The following is a 15977-nucleotide window of genomic DNA, read 5'->3' on the forward strand; positions in this document are numbered from 1 at the left end:
GCGCGTGCGGGGGAATAGCGCCCGCACGCGCACCGTTCCGTTACCGGCCGCCGCCGCGCGACAATGGACGGCGGCCACGGCCGTGCGGCGCGGCCCGGAGCAGCCGCCGCCCACCCCCACCGAGACCCGGAGGTGTCCGTTCATGCCCGACTCCCACACGAAGGCGTCCGACCACGGCGGTCAGGCCGACCCCGCGCGGCGTCTGCGTCCGGTGCAGCTGCTGTTCGAGCCGCAGTCCGCCGAACCGGAGCCGGAACGATTCTTCGATCTGGAGTCGATCGACGACCCCGCGGACCTGCTGCGCCGCTCCACCGAGCTGGCCCTGGCCTTCCGGACGGCCGCCGAGCGGGCCACCGACTTCCAGGCGGTCGCCGCCGCACAGCTGGCGGACCCGCGCCGCTTCGACGCGCTGTCCGACGCCGAGATCGCGCAGCGGGCGGACTGGACCCCCGACTACGCGGCCAAGATGATCGAGTACGGCCGCGGGCTGCTCCAGCCCCGCCGCCACGAGGACTGAGCGCAGCCGGGCACGAGGCGCCGGAGCGCCGGGCCCCGGTGCTCCGGCATCAGCCGCTGGCATATGCGCGAGCGGGGAAGGGTACGCCGTTCCCCGTCGTCCTGTACGGCAAACCGTGCTTTCCCTCCCGTCCGGCCCGCGGACGGCACAGGCTGCTGTCCGTGGACATCTGGACGTATCAGTCGGTGGAGTACGTCACCGTGGCCGGCGAGGCCTGGCTCGCCTCCGCCAGCGAGTACCCGCGCAGCATGCGCGCCCTCTGGGAGGCCCGGCCGTGGGCACCCTCGGTGCTGCCCTGCGGGCGCGCCTTCGACGTGATCAGCATGCCGTCACTGTTCGGCCGCCGGGTGCTGGACGAGCTGTGGGCCTCCGGGCCGGGCTGCGGGCCGGTCGCCTCCTACCGGGGGCGGACGCTGCTGTTCGTCCAGCCCGGCGCGGGGCCCCGGCTGCGCAGGCTGCTGGCCTGGGAGGAGTGGGCCCGGGACGTGCCGCCCCTGCTGTGCCACGGCAAGGGCGACGCGGTGACCGTGCCGCCGGTGCAGCGGATGGTGAACGGCCCGGACTCCCCCGGGCTGGGCTCCGGCCGGTGGATCGTCGCCCCGGAGGACCGGGAGCCGTGGCTGCCGGGCGCCTCGGTGGTGCTGTGGGCGTGCGTGCGGGCGGCCCGGGAGCCGGCTGCGGCCGTGCCCGCCGGCGCGGCGGCCGTGACCGGGGGGTGAACGGAGGACGGCCGGTATTCGATTTTGGCGCGGACCCCGGGCGCTGCTAAAGTCTTCTCTGTCAGCAGGCGCCGCTAGCTCAGTTGGTTAGAGCAGCTGACTCTTAATCAGCGGGTCCGGGGTTCGAGTCCCTGGCGGCGCACAGACAGCCGAGAGGCCCCTTGCGAAAGCAAGGGGCCTCTCGGCGTTTCCCGCTCGAATCAGCGAATCAGGGAACAAGGGAACAGGACCGGGCCGCCCACCGGAGCGGACGGCCCGACCGGGGCTCAGCGGCCGCGCAGCGCGCGGTAGCGGGCGACCAGCTCGGCGGTGGAGCTGTCCAGCTGCTCGGCGCCCTCGCCGGTCAGCAGCACCGGCTCGATCCGCTTGGCGAGCACCTTGCCCAGCTCGACGCCCCACTGGTCGAAGGAGTCGATGTTCCAGATCGCGCCCTGGACGAAGACCTTGTGCTCGTAGAGCGCGACCAGCTGGCCGAGCACCGAGGGGGTCAGCTCGGCGGCCAGGATGGTGCTGGTCGGGTGGTTGCCCTGGAAGGTCTTGTGCGGAACGAGTTCGGCGGGCACGCCCTCGGCCGCCACCTCCTCCGGGGTCTTGCCGAAGGCCAGCGCCTGGGTCTGGGCGAAGAAGTTGGCCAGCAGCAGGTCGTGCTGGGCGACCAGGCCCGGGAGCAGGTCGGCGACCGGCTTGGCGAAGCCGATGAAGTCGGCCGGGATCAGCTTGGTGCCCTGGTGCAGCAGCTGGTAGTAGGCGTGCTGGCCGTTGGTGCCGGGGGTGCCCCAGACCACCGGGCCGGTCTGCCAGGTCACCGGCGAACCGTCGCGGGTCACCGACTTGCCGTTGGACTCCATGTCCAGCTGCTGGAGGTAGGCGGTGAACTTCGACAGGTAGTGCGAGTAGGGCAGCACGGCGTGCGCCTGGGCGTCGAAGAACGCGCCGTACCAGACGCCGAGCAGGCCGAGCAGCAGCGGGACGTTCTGCTCCGGCGGCGCGGTGCGGAAGTGCTCGTCGACCAGGTGGAAGCCGTCCAGCATCTCGCGGAAGGCGTCGGGGCCGATGGCGATCATCAGCGAGAGGCCGATCGCCGAGTCGTAGGAGTAGCGACCGCCGACCCAGTCCCAGAACTCGAACATGTTGTCGGTGTCGATGCCGAAGTCCCGCACGCCCTCGGCGTTGGTGGACAGCGCGACGAAGTGCTTGGCCACCGCCTCGGTGCCGGCGCCCAGCCCGGTGAGCAGCCAGTCGCGGGCCGAGACCGCGTTGGTGATGGTCTCGATGGTGGTGAAGGTCTTCGAGGCGACGATGAACAGCGTCTCGGCCGGGTCGAGGTCGCGGACCGCCTCGTGCAGGTCGGCGCCGTCCACGTTGGAGACGAAGCGGACGTCGAGGTCGCGCTTGGCGAACGAGCGGAGCACCTCGTAGGCCATCGCGGGGCCGAGGTCGGAGCCGCCGATGCCGATGTTGACGACGGTGCGGATCGGCTTGCCGGTGTGGCCGCGCCACTCGCCGCCGCGGACCCGCTCGGCGAAGCCGGCCATCTTGTCGAGGACGGCGTGCACGGCGGGCACCACGTTCTCGCCGTCGACCTCGATCACGGCACCGCGCGGGGCGCGCAGCGCGGTGTGCAGGACGGCGCGGTGCTCGGTGTTGTTGATCTTCTCGCCGCGGAACATCGCGTCCCGCAGCTCGGCGACGCCGGTGGCCGCGGCGAGTTCGCGCAGCAGCTCCAGCGTCTCGTCGGTGACCAGGTGCTTGGCGTAGTCCACGTGCAGGTCGCCGACCTGGAGGGTGTAGCGGCGGCCGCGCTCCGGGTCGGCGGCGAACAGCTCGCGCAGGTGCGTCTCGCCCAGCGCGGCCCGGTGCTTGCCGAGGGCGGCCCACTGCGGGGTGCGGTCGAGCGGGGTGCGGGCGTCGGCACGGGTCTCCGACATCGGTGGTTCCTCGATTCATCTGGGTGCGGAAACCGGCAGGGCCAGGCGGTGAGGGTCTCGCGAGGTCGTGCGGGTACTGGTGGTGCGCCGACTCCGTTGACGGCCTGCCCGGGCTCAGCCTATGCAACCGCGGAGCCGGTCGCGCACATTCCGCCCGGCGGGGCCGGACAGGCCGTCACTTGCGTTCCGAGCGCAGGTCCAGCCCCCGCAACACCTGGTCGACCAGCTCCGGGTCGGCGCCGAGTTCGCTGCGGGCGGCGAGCATCTCGCGCCGGGAGGCGGCGATCATCTCCTGCTCGACCTCCCGGGCGGCCCGCCACTGGCTGAGCCGCAGCTTGGCCTCGGCGGCCTCCTCCTCGGCGTAGTTCTCCGGGCAGAGCCGGGCCAGCCGGTCGTGCTGACGGTCCCGCAGGCGGTCGGCGACCTCGGCGGGCAGCCGGTCCTGCTCCTCCAGTTCGCCCAGCCGCCTGAGCCCGGCCTTGGCGGCCCGCCACCAGAGCTGGCGGACGGCCTGCTCGTGCTTGTCCTGGTCGATGTCCAGTTCGAACCGCTTGGCCAGCCAGGGCAGGGTGAGACCCTGCACCAGCAGGGTGAACAGCACCACGCTGAAGGCGATGAAGACCAGGCGGCCGCGCTCGGGGAACTCCTCGCCGGAGTGGAGGGTGAGCGGGATGGCGAGGGCCAGGGCGACGGTGGCCACGCCGCGCATGCCGGACCACCAGAGGATCACGCTCTCCTTCCAGCTGAACGGGGTGTCCTCGTCGTCGCCGCTGCGCAGCTTCTTCGACAGCCAGCCGGCCGGCAGCAGCCAGAGCAGTCGGACCACCACGACCACGCCGATGACCACGGCGGCGTCGCCGATGAAGCCGGTCCAGCCGCGGCCGGCCTCCTTGAGCACGGTGGCCAGCTCCAGGCCGATCAGGCCGAAGGCGACGCCGGTGATCAGGATCTCGACGACCTCCCAGAAGGCGTTGCCGACCAGCCGGAAGGAGACGGCGTCGGCGTCGGAGGCCCGCTCGGCGAGGTAGAGCGCGCAGACCACGACCGCGAGCACGCCGGAGCCGTGGATCTCCTCGGCGATGGCGTAGGCGGCGAAGGGCACCAGCAGGTTGAGCGCGACCTGCTGGGTCGGGTCGTCCAGGCGCTCGGCGAGCTTGGTGTTGACCCAGCCGAGGGCGATGCCGACGACCACGGCGAGCACCGCGGACAGGATGAAGCGCAGCACCGCGTGGCCGATCGAGAAGTCGCCGCTGACCACGGCCTCGATGGCCAGCGAGTAGACGACGATCGCCGTGACGTCGTTGAACAGGCCCTCGCTCTCCAGGATCGACACCAGGCGCCGGGGCAGGCCGACGCTGCCGGCCACCGCGACGGCGGCCACCGGGTCGGGCGGGGAGACCAGCGCGCCGACCGCGATCGCGGCGGCGACCGGCAGGGCGGGCAGCAGCCAGTGCACCGCCCCGGCCACCGCGGCCGTGGTGACCACCACCAGGGCGACGGCCAGCAGCAGGATCGAGCGGACGTTGGCCTTGAAGTAGCGCACCGAGGAGCGCCGGGCGACCGCGAAGATCAGCGGCGGCAGGACCAGCGGGAGGATCAGCTCGGGCTCGATGGTGACGTCCGGGATCTGCGGGACGAGCGCCATGACGATGCCGAGCAGGGTCATCAGGACCGGTTGCGGCACTCCGGTCTTGCGTGCGAGCGGCATGGTCACCACGGAGGCGAGCAGCACCAGGAAGAACAGGGGCAGCTGGCCCACGGAAACGTTCCTCTCCACAACGGACGGCTGAGCGCCGCCCAGGATAAATCTGACAATGCGCCCATCAGTGAAGACACGCCGAACAATCGCTTGACCTCAAGCGGACTTCAGGTCCGAGGATCGGGGGTGTTCGAACAGTCAAGCAGTCGAATGTCGAACATTCGAGAGGGCGGGAGCAGACATGAAGGCGGTCACCGTCACGCGGTCCGGCGGTCCGGAGGTCCTGCGGGTCACCGAGGTGCCCGACCCGGAACCCGGACCGGGCGAGGTGCGGGTGCGGGTCCTCGCGGCCGGGGTGCAGCCGGTCGACCTCGCGATCCGGGAGGGCTTCCGCCCGCCGGGGGCCGTCGTCGAGCCGCCGTTCGTCCTCGGCAACGAGTTCGCCGGAGTGGTGGACCGACTCGGACCGGACGGCTCCGGCCGGCAGGTCGGCGACGAGGTACTGGGCTTCCGCTTCCTGGACAGCCAGGCCGAGCTCGTCACGGTGGACGCCTCCCAGCTGGTGGCCAAGCCCGCCGGCATGCCCTGGGAGCAGGCCGGCTCGCTCTCCGCCTCCGGCCAGACCGCGCACCTGGCGCTCACCCTGCTCGCGGTGGGCCCCGGCGACACCGTCCTGGTGCACGGCGCCTCCGGCGGGGTCGGCACCGTCGCCGTCCAGCTCGCCCGGGCCTGGGGCGCCACCGTGATCGGCACCGCGAGCGAGCGCAACCACGACTACCTGCGCGACCTGGGCGCGATCCCGGTCGCGTACGGCGAGGGGCTGGTCGAGCGGGTCCGGGCGGTGGCACCGCAGGGCGTGGACGCCGCCTTCGACGCCGCCGGGCGGGGCGCGCTGGCGGCCTCGGTCGAGCTGGTCGCCGACCGGAACCGGATCGGCACCGTGGTCGACTACCCGGAGGCCGAGCGGCTGGGCGTCCGGGGGCTACGGGGGCCGCGCACGGCCGCACGGCTGACCGAGCTGGTGCGACTGTGGGAGGCGGGCGGGCTGCGGCTGGAGATCGCCGAGGCGCTACCGCTGGAGCGGGCCGCCGAGGCCCACCGGCTGGTCGGCGCCGGGCACGTCCGGGGCAAGGTGGTCCTGGTGCCGTGACGCTGCGTGCGCAGCCACCCGGGCCGATTGTGTGTTTCGGCTGCTGACCAGGTAATGTTCTCCGCGTCAGCAGGCGCCGCTAGCTCAGTTGGTTAGAGCAGCTGACTCTTAATCAGCGGGTCCGGGGTTCGAGTCCCTGGCGGCGCACAGACAGCCGGAAGGCCCTTCGCGAGAGCGAGGGGCCTTCCGGCGTTTCCGCGCTCCCCGCCGGCAATCCCACCGGCATCCCCGCCGACTGTGGCAGGAAAGGTGGGAAACGGGTCATTGCTGCCACTGCGGCCCGGTGACAGGCTGGTCGCATGAGAGCGCGCAGCGTGGTCGTCGTCCTCTACGAGGGCGTGCAGAGCCTCGACGTGACCGGTCCCGTGGAGGTGTTCGCGGGGGCGGGCGCGGCCGCCGGGCAGCCGGGGGCGTACCGGGTGACCACCGCCTCCCCGGGCGGCGGGCCGGTGCGCAGCCACAGCGGGCTGCGGCTGCTGCCGGACACGGACCTGTCCGGGGTCGGGCCGGTGCACACCCTGCTGGTCCCCGGCGGGCTGGGCAGCGACCTCCCGGACGGTGCGCTGGTGGCACGGATCCGGGAGCTGGCCGGCCGGGCCGAGCGGGTGGTGTCGGTGTGCACCGGGGCCTTCCTGCTCGCCGAGGCCGGGCTGCTGGCCGGGCGCCGGGCGACCACGCACTGGGCGTACTGCGAGGCGCTGGCCCGGCGGTTCCCGGACGTCGAGGTGGACCCGGACCCGATCCACGTCCGGGACGGGAACGTCGCCACCTCGGCCGGGGTCACCGCCGGGATCGACCTGGCGCTGGCCCTGGTCGAGGAGGACCTGGGACGCGACGCCGCCCTGCTGATCGCCCGCCACCTGGTGGTCTTCCTGCGCAGGCCGGGCAACCAGGCCCAGTTCAGCACCCAGCTGGCCGCCCAGGTGGCGGCCCGGCAGCCTCTGCGCGAGGTGCAGCGGTGGATCGCCGAGCACCCGGAGGCCGACCTGTCGGTCGAGGCGCTGGCCCGCAGGTCGGCGCTGTCACCGCGGCACTTCGCCCGGGCCTTCGCCACCGAGGTGGGGGTGACCCCGGGCCGGTACGTGGACGGGGTCCGGCTGGAGGCCGCCCGGCGGCTGCTGGAGGACACCGCCGACGGCATCGAGGAGATCGCGCGCTCCTGCGGCTACGGCACCCCGGAGGCGATGCGGCGCGCCTTCGTCCGGTCCCTGGCCGCCCCGCCCGCCGAGTACCGACGCCGCTTCCGACCCGATCCTGTTGGAGGACACTGATGCGCATCGCCGTTCTGCTCTACGACCGGTTCACCGCCCTGGACGCCGTCGGCCCCTGCGAGGTGCTGTCCCGCATCCCCGGCGCCGAGGTGGTGTTCACCGCCGCGAAGCGCGGCCCGGTCCGCACCGACATGAAGACCCTGTCGCTGACCGCGGAGGCCGCCCTGGACGAGGTGGCCGCGGCCGACGTGCTGCTCGTCCCGGGCGGGCCCGGGACGGAGGCCCGGCTGGCCGACCAGGCCGTGCTGGAGTGGGTGCGCGCGGTGGACGCCACCACCACCTGGACCACCTCGGTCTGCTCGGGCTCCCTGCTGCTGGGCGCCGCCGGACTGCTGGCGGGGCGCCGGGCCACCTCGCACTGGTGCTGCCTCGACGCGCTGAAGAAGTTCGGGGCGGAGCCGACCGGGACGGAGCGGGTCGTGGTCGACGGCAAGTACGCGACCGCGGCCGGGGTCTCGGCCGGGATCGACCTCGCGCTGACGCTGACCGGCCTGATGGCCGGGGACGCGACCGCGGAGGCGATCCAGCTGGTCATCGAGTACGACCCGCAGCCGCCGTACTCGGCGGGCTCGGTCGCGACGGCCCGGCCCGAGCTGGTCGCCGAGCTGCTGGCCAACGGGCTCCAGCTGCGCTAACGGCGCCCGGTCGGGAAGCCGTGGCGGCGGGCGCCGGTGACCACCGCCAGGACGGACAGCATCAGGGCGAGCACCGTCCAGGGCAGGGCGCCGGTGCCCAGGCGGCCCAGCACCAGGCCGCCGACCACGCCGCCGCCCGCCATCGCGGCGTTCCACAGAGTGACCAGTACCGCCTGGGCGGCGTCCGCCCGCTCGCCGCCCGCGTCGCCGACGGCGGTCTGCAACAGGGTCGGGGCGCCGCCCCAGCCCAGGCCCCAGAGCGCGGCGGCGGCGTACACCAGCGGTGTGCTGTGCGACCAGAGGCCGAGCAGGCCCGCGGACAGGGCGACCAGCAGCGCACCGCCGATCGTCAACTGCCGTAGCCGGCGGTGGATGTGGGAACCGGTGAACCAGATGCTCGCCAGCGAGGCCAGGCCGAAGACCAGCAGCACGGTGTCGGTCGCGTCGCCGAGGCCGGTCCGGTCGAGGAAGGGCGCGATGTAGGTGAACAGGATGGTGTGGGCGAGCACGAAGAGCACCGTCACGGTGAGCACCGGCGCCACCCCGGGCACGGTGAGCGCGCTCCGCACCGGGGCGCGCTCACCGGCGGGTCGTCCGGGCTGGTCCGGCAGCAGGGCCGCGATCCAGCCGATCACGCCGAGCGCCAGTGCCGTCATGGCCAGGAAGGGCACCCACCAGGCGAGCGCCTGGCCGAGGAAGGTGCCGACCGGCACTCCCAGCGACAGCGCCACCGGCACGCCCGCCATCGCCACCGCCATGGCCCGGCCCTGCTGCTCGACCGGCACCAGCCGGCGCGCGTACCCGGCCAGCAGCGCCCAGGCGAGGCCGGCCGCGACGCCCGCGAGGAAGCGGGCGGCCAGGGTGAGCGGGTAGTTCGCGGAGGCCGCGGTGACGGTGTTGGCGGCGGCGAAGCCGGCCATCGCGGTGAGCAGCAGCCGCTTGCGGCCCCAGCCGGCGGTGGCTGCGGTGAGCGGTATCGCGGTGGCGGCGGTCCCGAGCGCGTAGACGGTGACGGTCTGCCCGGCGGCCGACTCGCTGACGCCGAGGGCCCCGCCCATCCCGGGCAGCACGCCGGCGGGCAGGGTCTCGGTGAGCGCGGTGACGAAGACGGCGGTGGCCAGGGCGAGCAGGGCGGGCAGGGGAAAAGGGGTGCGGGCTAAGGGAGTCGGGAGCTGTGTGGTCGCCATGGGAACCATGCTCGATCCTCACACCGGTGTCAGGTTCAAGCACGGTTCCCACCGACGTCACCTCAGCGGCGGAAGTAGCCGTCGAAGTTCTTGGAGAACTCCCGGCCCCCGAACTGGTCCCAGTTGACGGACCAGGTCATCAGCCCGCGCAGGTTCGGCTGGGCGCCCGAACGCGGCACGTACGAACCGCAGTTGGCCAGTTTGGTGAGGCAGTCCAGGGCCTTGTTCACCTCGGCCGGGGCGACGTAGCCGTTGCCGGCGTTGGTGGTGGCCGGCATGCCGATGGCCACCTTGGAGGCGGGCAGCGGCGGGAACATGTTGTTCGTGTTGCCCGCCACCGGGAAGCCGTTGAGCAGCAGGTCGGTCATCGCGACGTGGAAGTCGGCGCCGCCCATCGAGTGGTACTGGTTGTCCAGGCCCATGATGGAGCCGGAGTTGTAGTCCTGGACGTGCAGCAGGGTGAGGTCGTCGCGCAGCGCGTAGATGACCGGCAGGTACGCCCCGGCGCGCGGGTCCTGGCCGCCCCAGGGACCGGAACCGTAGTACTGGTAGCCGAGTTGGACGAAGAAGGTCTCCGGCGCCATGGTCAGCACGAAGCCCGGGCCGTACTTGGCCTTGAGGGTCTTCAGTGCGGAGATCAGGTTGACGATGACCGGGCTGGTCGGGTTCTTGAAGTCGGTGTCGCCGGTGTTGAGGGAGAGCGAGTGCCCCTCGAAGTCGATGTCCAGGCCGTCCAGGCCCCACTTGTCGATGATCGCCGAGACCGAGCTGACGAAGGTGTCGCGGGCGGCGGTGGTGGTCAGCTGGACCTGGCCGTTCTGGCCGCCGATCGAGATCAGCACCTTCTTGCCCTGGGCCCGCTTGGCGGCGATGGCGGCCTTGAAGTCGGCGTCGGACTCCACGGTCGGGCAGTCGGTGACGGAGCAGCGGTTGAACCGGATGTCGCCGGAGGTGACGGAGGTGGGCTCGCCGAAGGAGAGGTCGATGAAGTCCCAGGAGTTCGGGACGTCGGCCATCCGGGTGTAGCCGGCGCCGTTGGCGAAGCTGGCGTGCAGGTAGCCGACCAGGGCGTGGCTGCCGGGCGGCGGGGTGGTCGGGGTGCCGGTGGGGGTGCCGGTGGGCGTTCCCGTCGGTGTCCCGGTGGGCGTGCCCGTCGGGGTGCCGGTCGGGGTGCCCGTCGGGGTGCCGGTGGGCGTCGCGGTCGGCGTGGGCGTCGGGGACCCGGTGGGCGTCGGCGTCGGGCTGGGGGCGCCCGGCCCGTCCAGCGAGACGTCGTCCGCGTAGTAGGTCCCCTGGCCGTACCAGCCGTGGGTGTAGACGGTGGCGCTGGTCTGGGTGGCGCCGGTGGTGAAGCTGACGCTGAGCTTCTGGTAGCCGCCGCCGGTGCCGGGGGTCCAGGTGCTGGGGCCGCCGCCGTCGACGCCCAGGTAGACGTACGAGCCGTTGACGTACGCGCTGAGCGTGTACGTGGTGCTGGGGGCGACGGTGACGGTCTGGCCGCACTGGGCGGTGTCGCCCGCGGTGGCCGCGGCGGCGAGGGCGTAGCCGCCGCCGTGCACCGGGCTGGTGACGACGCTGCCGGAGTTGGCGGTGCAGCTCCAGGGGCCGAGCGAGCCGGACTCGAAGCCGCCGTTGACCAGGAACTCGCCGGCCGAGGCGGCGGGCGCCAGGCCCAGGGTGACCCCGACCAGGGTGGCCGCGGCGACGGCGGAGGCGGTGCCGGCGGCGAGCAGGGTGCGGGGCTGCTTCCGGCGGGCGGGGGCGGGTGCGGGTGTGGTTCTGCGCATGCGGGGGCTCCTGCGATGGCGCGGTCGTGGGGGACGTCCGAGGGCACGCCGGAGCACGCGCCAGTGGGGGGAGCGGCCCGGCCTGGCACCCAAGTTGGACTAGACCACTGAAGTGGATTCGACACTGCGGTGTCAATGGTCCAGACCGGTCCGCGGCCTACGCACCGTCCGCCAGGCAGCCCCGACGGGCCGCCCCGGTTGCCGGAGGTGACACCCCGTCGAAGGATGGAGGGGTGACCCCGCCCGGCTACCTCCGCTACCCCCACCTGCACGGCGGGCTGCTCGCCTTCACCGCCGAGGACGACATCTGGATCGCCCCGCTCGACGCCGACGGCGCCGCCGGCCGGGCCTGGCGGGTCAGCTGCGACCGCACCCGGGTCAGCCACCCCCGCTTCTCCCCCGACGGCCGCACCCTCGCCTGGACCAGCTGGCTGAACCTGACCCCCGAAGTGTGGACCGCCCCCGTCGAGGGCGGCGAGGCCGAACGGCTCAGCCACTGGGGCAGCCAGGACACCCGGGTGCGCGGCTGGCTGCCGGACGGCGAGGTGCTCGCCGTCACCTCCTACCACGAGCCGTTCGGCCACTACACCTGGGCGCACGCCCTGCCGCCCGACGGCTCCCCCGGCCACCGGATGCCCTGGGGCCCCGTCGGCGACGCCCAGATGAGCCGCGAACGCACCGTGCTGCTCACCGGCGCCGCCCCGCACGAGCCCGCCGCCTGGAAGCGCTACCGGGGCGGCGCCACCGGCCGGCTCTGGGCGGACGGCGAACAGATCCTGGCCGGCCACCCTGGCCACCTCGCCTCACCCATGCCCGTCACCGGGCGGATCGCCTTCCTCTCCGACCACGAGGGCATCGGCAACGTCTACTCCTGCCGCCCCGACGGCACCGACCTGCGCCGGCACACCGACCACGCCTCCTACTACGCCCGCGAGGCCGCCACCGACGGCACCCGGATCGTCTACCAGCACGCCGGCGACCTCTGGCTGCTGGACGGCCTGGACGCCCCCGCCCCGCGCCGGCTCGCCGTCCCGCTCGGCGGCGCCCGGGCCGGCCGCCGCCCGTACCAGGTCAGCGCCGCCTCCCAGGTCAAGGACCTGGCCTGCGACCAGAGCGGCCGGGCCGGGGTGATCACCGTGCGCGGCAGCCAGTACTGGCTCACCCACAAGGACGGCCCGGCCCGCGCGCTCGCCGACACCCCCGGGGTGCGGACCCGGCTGCCGGTGATCCTCGGACACACCGGCGAGGCCGCCTGGATCACCGACGCCGAGGGCGCCGACGCGATCGAGGTGATGCCGCTGCCGGGGCACGAGGAAACGGAGAAGCACCGCCACCGGGTGCTCGCCGCCGACCGGATCGGCCGCGTCCTGGAACTCACCGCCTCCCCCGACGGCGCCCACCTCGCCGTCGCCGCCTCCGACGGGCGGCTGCTGCTGGTCGCCGCCGCCGACGGCGCCGTCCGCGAACTCGCCGCCTCCGGCTACGGGCCGGTCTCCAGCGCCCGCTTCTCCCCCGACTCGCACTGGATCGCCTGGTCCCAGCCGGTGGCCGGGCGCTCACTGCGCCGGATCCGGCTCACCCGCACCGAAGCACCCGGGCCGGTCACCGAAGTCACCGACGGCCGCTTCGAGGACGAGCAGCCGGTGTTCACCCGGGACGGCCGCTACCTGGCCTTCCTGTCCTGGCGCGGCTTCGACCCCGTCCACGACGTGCACACCGGCGACCTCTCCTTCCCGCTCGGCTGCCGCCCCTACCTCGTCCCGCTCACCGCCGACACGCCGTCTCCGTTCGCCGCGCCCGCCGAGGACGGCGCCCCGCACGGCAACGGCGGCGGCGACGGCACCGTCCGCGTCGACCCGCAGGGCATCGGCGAGCGGCTGCTGCAGTTCCCGGTGATCGCCTCCAAGTACTCGGCCACCGACGCGGTGCGCGGCGGCCTGGTCTGGCTGCGCTGGCCGATCTCCGGCACCCTCGGGCAGACCTTCGCCAGCCCCGACGACACCTCCGGCCGCCCCTCGCTGGAGTACTTCGACCTCGCCCGGGGCACCCGCACCACCCTGGTCGACAAGCTGGACGGCTACGCCGTCTCCGGGGACGGCGGCTCGATCGCGGTCTACTCGGCCGGGACCCTGCGGATCGTCCCGGTCACCGGTGGCGCCGGCAGCACCGTCGACCTGCGGCGGATCACCCACACCGTGCACCCCGCCGCCGAGTGGCGCCAGGCCTACCACGAGGCCGCCCTGATCGTCCGGGACCAGTTCTGGGACGAGCGGATGTCCGGCCTGGACTGGCCCGCCCTGACCGCCCAGTACGAGCCGCTGCTGGACCGGGTCTGCTCACCCGACGACTTCGCCGACCTGCTGCGCGAACTCCTCGGCGAACTCGGCACCTCGCACGCCTACGTCACCCCGTCCCGGCGCGCCGAAGGGCCCTCGCTCGGCCAGCAGCCGCTCGGCCTGCTCGGCGCCAACGCGCACCGTTCCCCCGACGGACGCTGGCTGGTCGAGCGGGTGCTGCCCGGCGAGACCTCCGACCCGCGCGCCCGCGCCCCGCTCGCCGCCCAGGGCGTCCGGGACGGCGACGAACTGCTCGCCGTCGGCGGCCGCCCGGTGGACCCGGTGCGCGGCCCGCTGCCGCTGCTGGCCGGCACCGGCGGCACCACCGTCGAACTGGCCCTGCGCGGCAGCCCGGACGGCCCGGTACGGCGGATCACCGTCACCCCGCTGACCGACGAACGGGCCGTCCGCTACCAGGACTGGGTGACCAAACGCCGCCTCCTGGTCCGGGAGTTCAGCGACGGCCGGTGCGGCTACCTACACATCCCGGACCTCGGCGGCTCCGGCTGGGCGCAGTTCAACCGCGACCTGCGGCGCGAGCTGGACAAGCCCGCACTCGTCCTGGACGTGCGCGGCAACGCCGGCGGCAACGTCTCCGAACTGGTCCTGGAGAAACTCACCCGGCACGTCCTCGCCTGGGACTTCGGCCGGGACCGCCAGCCGGTCCGCTGGCCCCGGCACGCACTGCGCGGCCCGCTCGTGGCGCTCGCCGACGAGGCGACCAGCTCGGACGGCGACGTGGTCATCGCGGCGATCAAGCTGCTCGGCCTCGGCCCCGTCGTCGGCAACCGGACCTGGGGCGGGGTCGTCGGGATGACCGGGCGGCACACCCTCGGCGACGGCACCCGGATCTCGGTGCCCAAGAACGCCTCCTGGTTCGAAGGCGGACTCGGCTGGTCGGTGGAGAACCGCGGCGTCGAACCGGACGTGCACGTGCTGCGCACCCCGCGCGACTGGGCCCGCGGGCGCCACCCCGAGCTGGTCGCCGCCGTCCAGCTGGCGCTGGACCTGCTGGAGGACGCGCCCGCCGCGGCTCCCCCGCCGGAGGACACCCCCCGGCCGGATCTGCGACGCCCGCCGCTGCCGCCGCGGGCGCGGTGACCTGGGGGCTTGGGGCTTGGGGCTTGGGGCTTGCGGCTTGGGGGTCTTCTGGGGTTTCAGCCCCAGGGGTCGCCCTCGGCCGTCATGTTCTCGGCCGCGCGCCGGTCGGCCTCGTCCTGGGCGGCACGCCGCTCCGACTCGCGGGCCTCCTGGGTCTCGCGGGCCCGCTCGATCTCGGGGCTGTACGCGTCCACGGCCTCGTCGTGGGCGATGGCGGCACGCTCGGCGGCGTCCTGCCCGGTCGCCTCGTGCGCCTTGTGGCGGAACCTGTCGAAGATGCCCATGACTCCTCCTCCGAACGGATACCGGGCTTCCCCCACTCTCACACCGGGCACCCGGAGTCGCACGTTGAGCCTTTGGTCCCTGGTGAACGCGCCCAACGGCCGTGGCGCGGAGGCGGGCACCCGGCGCAGATTGGAGCCGTCGGCCGAACTGACGCCACCGTCTGGAGCCCACCGTGACCGTCGCACCTTCCGCCCGCCAAGCCCGTCGCACCGCCGAGGACCCCCACGACGGGCCGCGCCGGCGGGTCGGGCCGCTGGCCGCGCTGGACGGGCGGCTGCCCGGCACCCACGACCTGCTGCTGATGCAGTGCCCCAGTTCGCTGCGCCCGCTGGCGGGCGGCGAGCTGCCGGACTGGACGCGGGCCGTGCTGCGGGTGCACCCCTGGGTGACGGTCGGCCGGGCCCCCTCCCTGGTCGGCACCCCGGCGGACGTGCCGCACCCGCAGCGCTGCACCCGGGACCCGGAGGCCGCGCCCGAGCAGTGGATCCCGGCGATCGTGCGCGGGCCGCGCCCCGGACAGCGGCTGGACGCGCTGGCCCCCTGGGCCGCGGTGGCCCGGACGCTGCGGCCCGAGCAGCTGGCCGGGCGGTGCGGGCGGCTGGACCCCGAGCGGGTCGCCGGGATTCCGGCGCTGGCCCTGCTGCCGGCGGTCGGCCGGCTGGTCGCGGACCACCGGCTGTCCTGGGGCCCGATCGGCGCGGTCGGCTACGAGCTGGGCACCGGCGTGCCGGTCGCCGGACCGCTGAGCCCGCTGCGACTGGTCCTGCGCACCCCGCACCCGATCAGCCGCCGGGACGCGCTGCAACTGCGGCGGGCGCTGAGCAGGCTGCCGGTCCCGGTGCAGGCCGAACTGGAGACCCGCTACGGCTCGGTGCAGCTCGCCGAGTACGCGGCCTCGCCGTACACCCTCACCCTGCTGACTCCGGACGGGCCCCGGGAGGTCCGCGACCCGTGGTTCCCGCGCGGCCCGTTCGTCTGAGCCGTCGTAATTAGTTGGGACGGTTGGGCGGTCGGGGCGCCGCCCGAGGTCGGCGGCGGGGCGCCGGGGCGAGGTGGAGTCCGGCCACTGCCTCGGACAGCTCGGCGTGCAGGGCGTCCCGGGCGGCCTCGTCGCAGGTCTGCCGGATGTGCCATTCCTCGGCGAGTGTCCGTTCCACCGCCGCGACCGCTCGGCGCCGTTCAGGGCTGAGCCACAGGACCGGCGGCGCGAACTGGAGGTGTGTACCCCAGAGCCACAAGCAGGTGACCCGAGCCTTACGCATCAGGCCGAGGAACGCGCGCCCGAACATCGGCATCGCGGTTCACCACCTTCCGGACTTTCCGGCGACCGAGGACGACGAGGGGCTCCTCGAACGGCTGGTT

At 73.9% G+C, this 15977-nt stretch carries 13 protein-coding genes and 2 tRNA genes; 9 read left to right on the forward strand and 6 right to left on the reverse strand.

The window, feature by feature from the left end:
* Window positions 1–142: 142 nt before the first annotated feature.
* From AB0O82_RS14645 to AB0O82_RS14655, 3 genes are all read left to right on the forward strand, one after another.
* Window positions 143–517, forward strand: a complete 375-nt coding sequence (locus AB0O82_RS14645; protein WP_363583584.1) for a hypothetical protein — start codon at window positions 143–145, stop codon at window positions 515–517.
* Between the two features lie 161 nt (window positions 518–678).
* The gene (locus AB0O82_RS14650; protein ID WP_063349288.1) at window positions 679–1236 is read left to right on the forward strand and encodes a bifunctional DNA primase/polymerase; all 558 of its coding nucleotides are present in this window, start codon (window positions 679–681) and stop codon (window positions 1234–1236) included.
* Between the two features lie 68 nt (window positions 1237–1304).
* Window positions 1305–1378, forward strand: a tRNA-Lys gene (locus AB0O82_RS14655).
* A 124-nt stretch (window positions 1379–1502) separates the two neighbouring features.
* On the opposite strand, the gene pgi is transcribed toward AB0O82_RS14655, so the two are convergent.
* Both pgi and AB0O82_RS14665 read right to left on the reverse strand, forming a co-directional pair.
* On the reverse strand, window positions 1503–3164 hold the full coding sequence (gene pgi, locus AB0O82_RS14660) for a glucose-6-phosphate isomerase (RefSeq protein ID WP_350882566.1): 1662 nt from the start codon (window positions 3162–3164) through the stop codon (window positions 1503–1505).
* 175 nt (window positions 3165–3339) lie between these two features.
* Window positions 3340–4923: a Na+/H+ antiporter gene (locus tag AB0O82_RS14665; protein ID WP_363583586.1), complete on the reverse strand. Its 1584-nt coding sequence runs from the start codon at window positions 4921–4923 to the stop codon at window positions 3340–3342.
* A gap of 181 nt (window positions 4924–5104) precedes the next feature.
* On the opposite strand from AB0O82_RS14665, the gene AB0O82_RS14670 reads away from it, so the two are divergent.
* The 4 genes from AB0O82_RS14670 to AB0O82_RS14685 all read left to right on the forward strand — a co-directional run bounded on the left by AB0O82_RS14670 (window position 5105) and on the right by AB0O82_RS14685 (window position 7919).
* A complete protein-coding gene (locus AB0O82_RS14670) occupies window positions 5105–6013 on the forward strand; it encodes an NADP-dependent oxidoreductase (RefSeq protein ID WP_363583588.1) in 909 nt (302 codons plus the stop codon).
* Between the two features lie 73 nt (window positions 6014–6086).
* Window positions 6087–6160, forward strand: a tRNA-Lys gene (locus AB0O82_RS14675).
* A 152-nt stretch (window positions 6161–6312) separates the two neighbouring features.
* On the forward strand, window positions 6313–7284 hold the full coding sequence (locus tag AB0O82_RS14680; RefSeq protein WP_363583590.1) for a GlxA family transcriptional regulator: 972 nt from the start codon (window positions 6313–6315) through the stop codon (window positions 7282–7284).
* Window positions 7284–7919 (forward strand): DJ-1/PfpI family protein, encoded by a 636-nt coding sequence (locus AB0O82_RS14685; RefSeq protein WP_363583592.1) that lies wholly within the window; start codon window positions 7284–7286, stop codon window positions 7917–7919. The genes AB0O82_RS14680 and AB0O82_RS14685 overlap by 1 nt, the downstream gene beginning before the upstream one ends.
* Here the strand turns inward: AB0O82_RS14685 and AB0O82_RS14690 are convergent.
* Together AB0O82_RS14690 and AB0O82_RS14695 are read right to left on the reverse strand one after the other, a co-directional pair.
* On the reverse strand, window positions 7916–9106 hold the full coding sequence (locus AB0O82_RS14690) for an MFS transporter (RefSeq protein ID WP_363583594.1): 1191 nt from the start codon (window positions 9104–9106) through the stop codon (window positions 7916–7918). The genes AB0O82_RS14685 and AB0O82_RS14690 overlap by 4 nt on opposite strands.
* Before the next feature lie 62 nt (window positions 9107–9168).
* Window positions 9169–10893 (reverse strand): glycosyl hydrolase family 18 protein, encoded by a 1725-nt coding sequence (locus AB0O82_RS14695; RefSeq protein ID WP_363583596.1) that lies wholly within the window; start codon window positions 10891–10893, stop codon window positions 9169–9171.
* A 233-nt stretch (window positions 10894–11126) separates the two neighbouring features.
* Between AB0O82_RS14695 and AB0O82_RS14700 the strand changes: the two genes are divergently transcribed.
* On the forward strand, window positions 11127–14330 hold the full coding sequence (locus tag AB0O82_RS14700) for a S41 family peptidase (RefSeq protein WP_363583598.1): 3204 nt from the start codon (window positions 11127–11129) through the stop codon (window positions 14328–14330).
* A 56-nt stretch (window positions 14331–14386) separates the two neighbouring features.
* Here the strand turns inward: AB0O82_RS14700 and AB0O82_RS14705 are convergent, their stop codons facing one another.
* A complete protein-coding gene (locus AB0O82_RS14705) occupies window positions 14387–14614 on the reverse strand; it encodes a hypothetical protein (RefSeq protein ID WP_363583600.1) in 228 nt (75 codons plus the stop codon).
* Window positions 14615–14787: 173 nt separating this feature from the next.
* On the opposite strand from AB0O82_RS14705, the gene AB0O82_RS14710 reads away from it, so the two are divergent.
* A complete protein-coding gene (locus AB0O82_RS14710; protein WP_363583602.1) occupies window positions 14788–15594 on the forward strand; it encodes a phosphoribosyl-dephospho-CoA transferase MdcG domain-containing protein in 807 nt (268 codons plus the stop codon).
* Between the two features lie 10 nt (window positions 15595–15604).
* Here AB0O82_RS14710 and AB0O82_RS14715 read toward each other — a convergent pair whose 3' ends face one another.
* Window positions 15605–15772 (reverse strand): hypothetical protein, encoded by a 168-nt coding sequence (locus tag AB0O82_RS14715; protein ID WP_363583604.1) that lies wholly within the window; start codon window positions 15770–15772, stop codon window positions 15605–15607.
* Window positions 15773–15977: the final 205 nt, after the last annotated feature.

This window comes from Kitasatospora sp. NPDC088264 (assembly GCF_040685715.1).
Lineage (GTDB): Bacteria > Actinomycetota > Actinomycetes > Streptomycetales > Streptomycetaceae > Kitasatospora.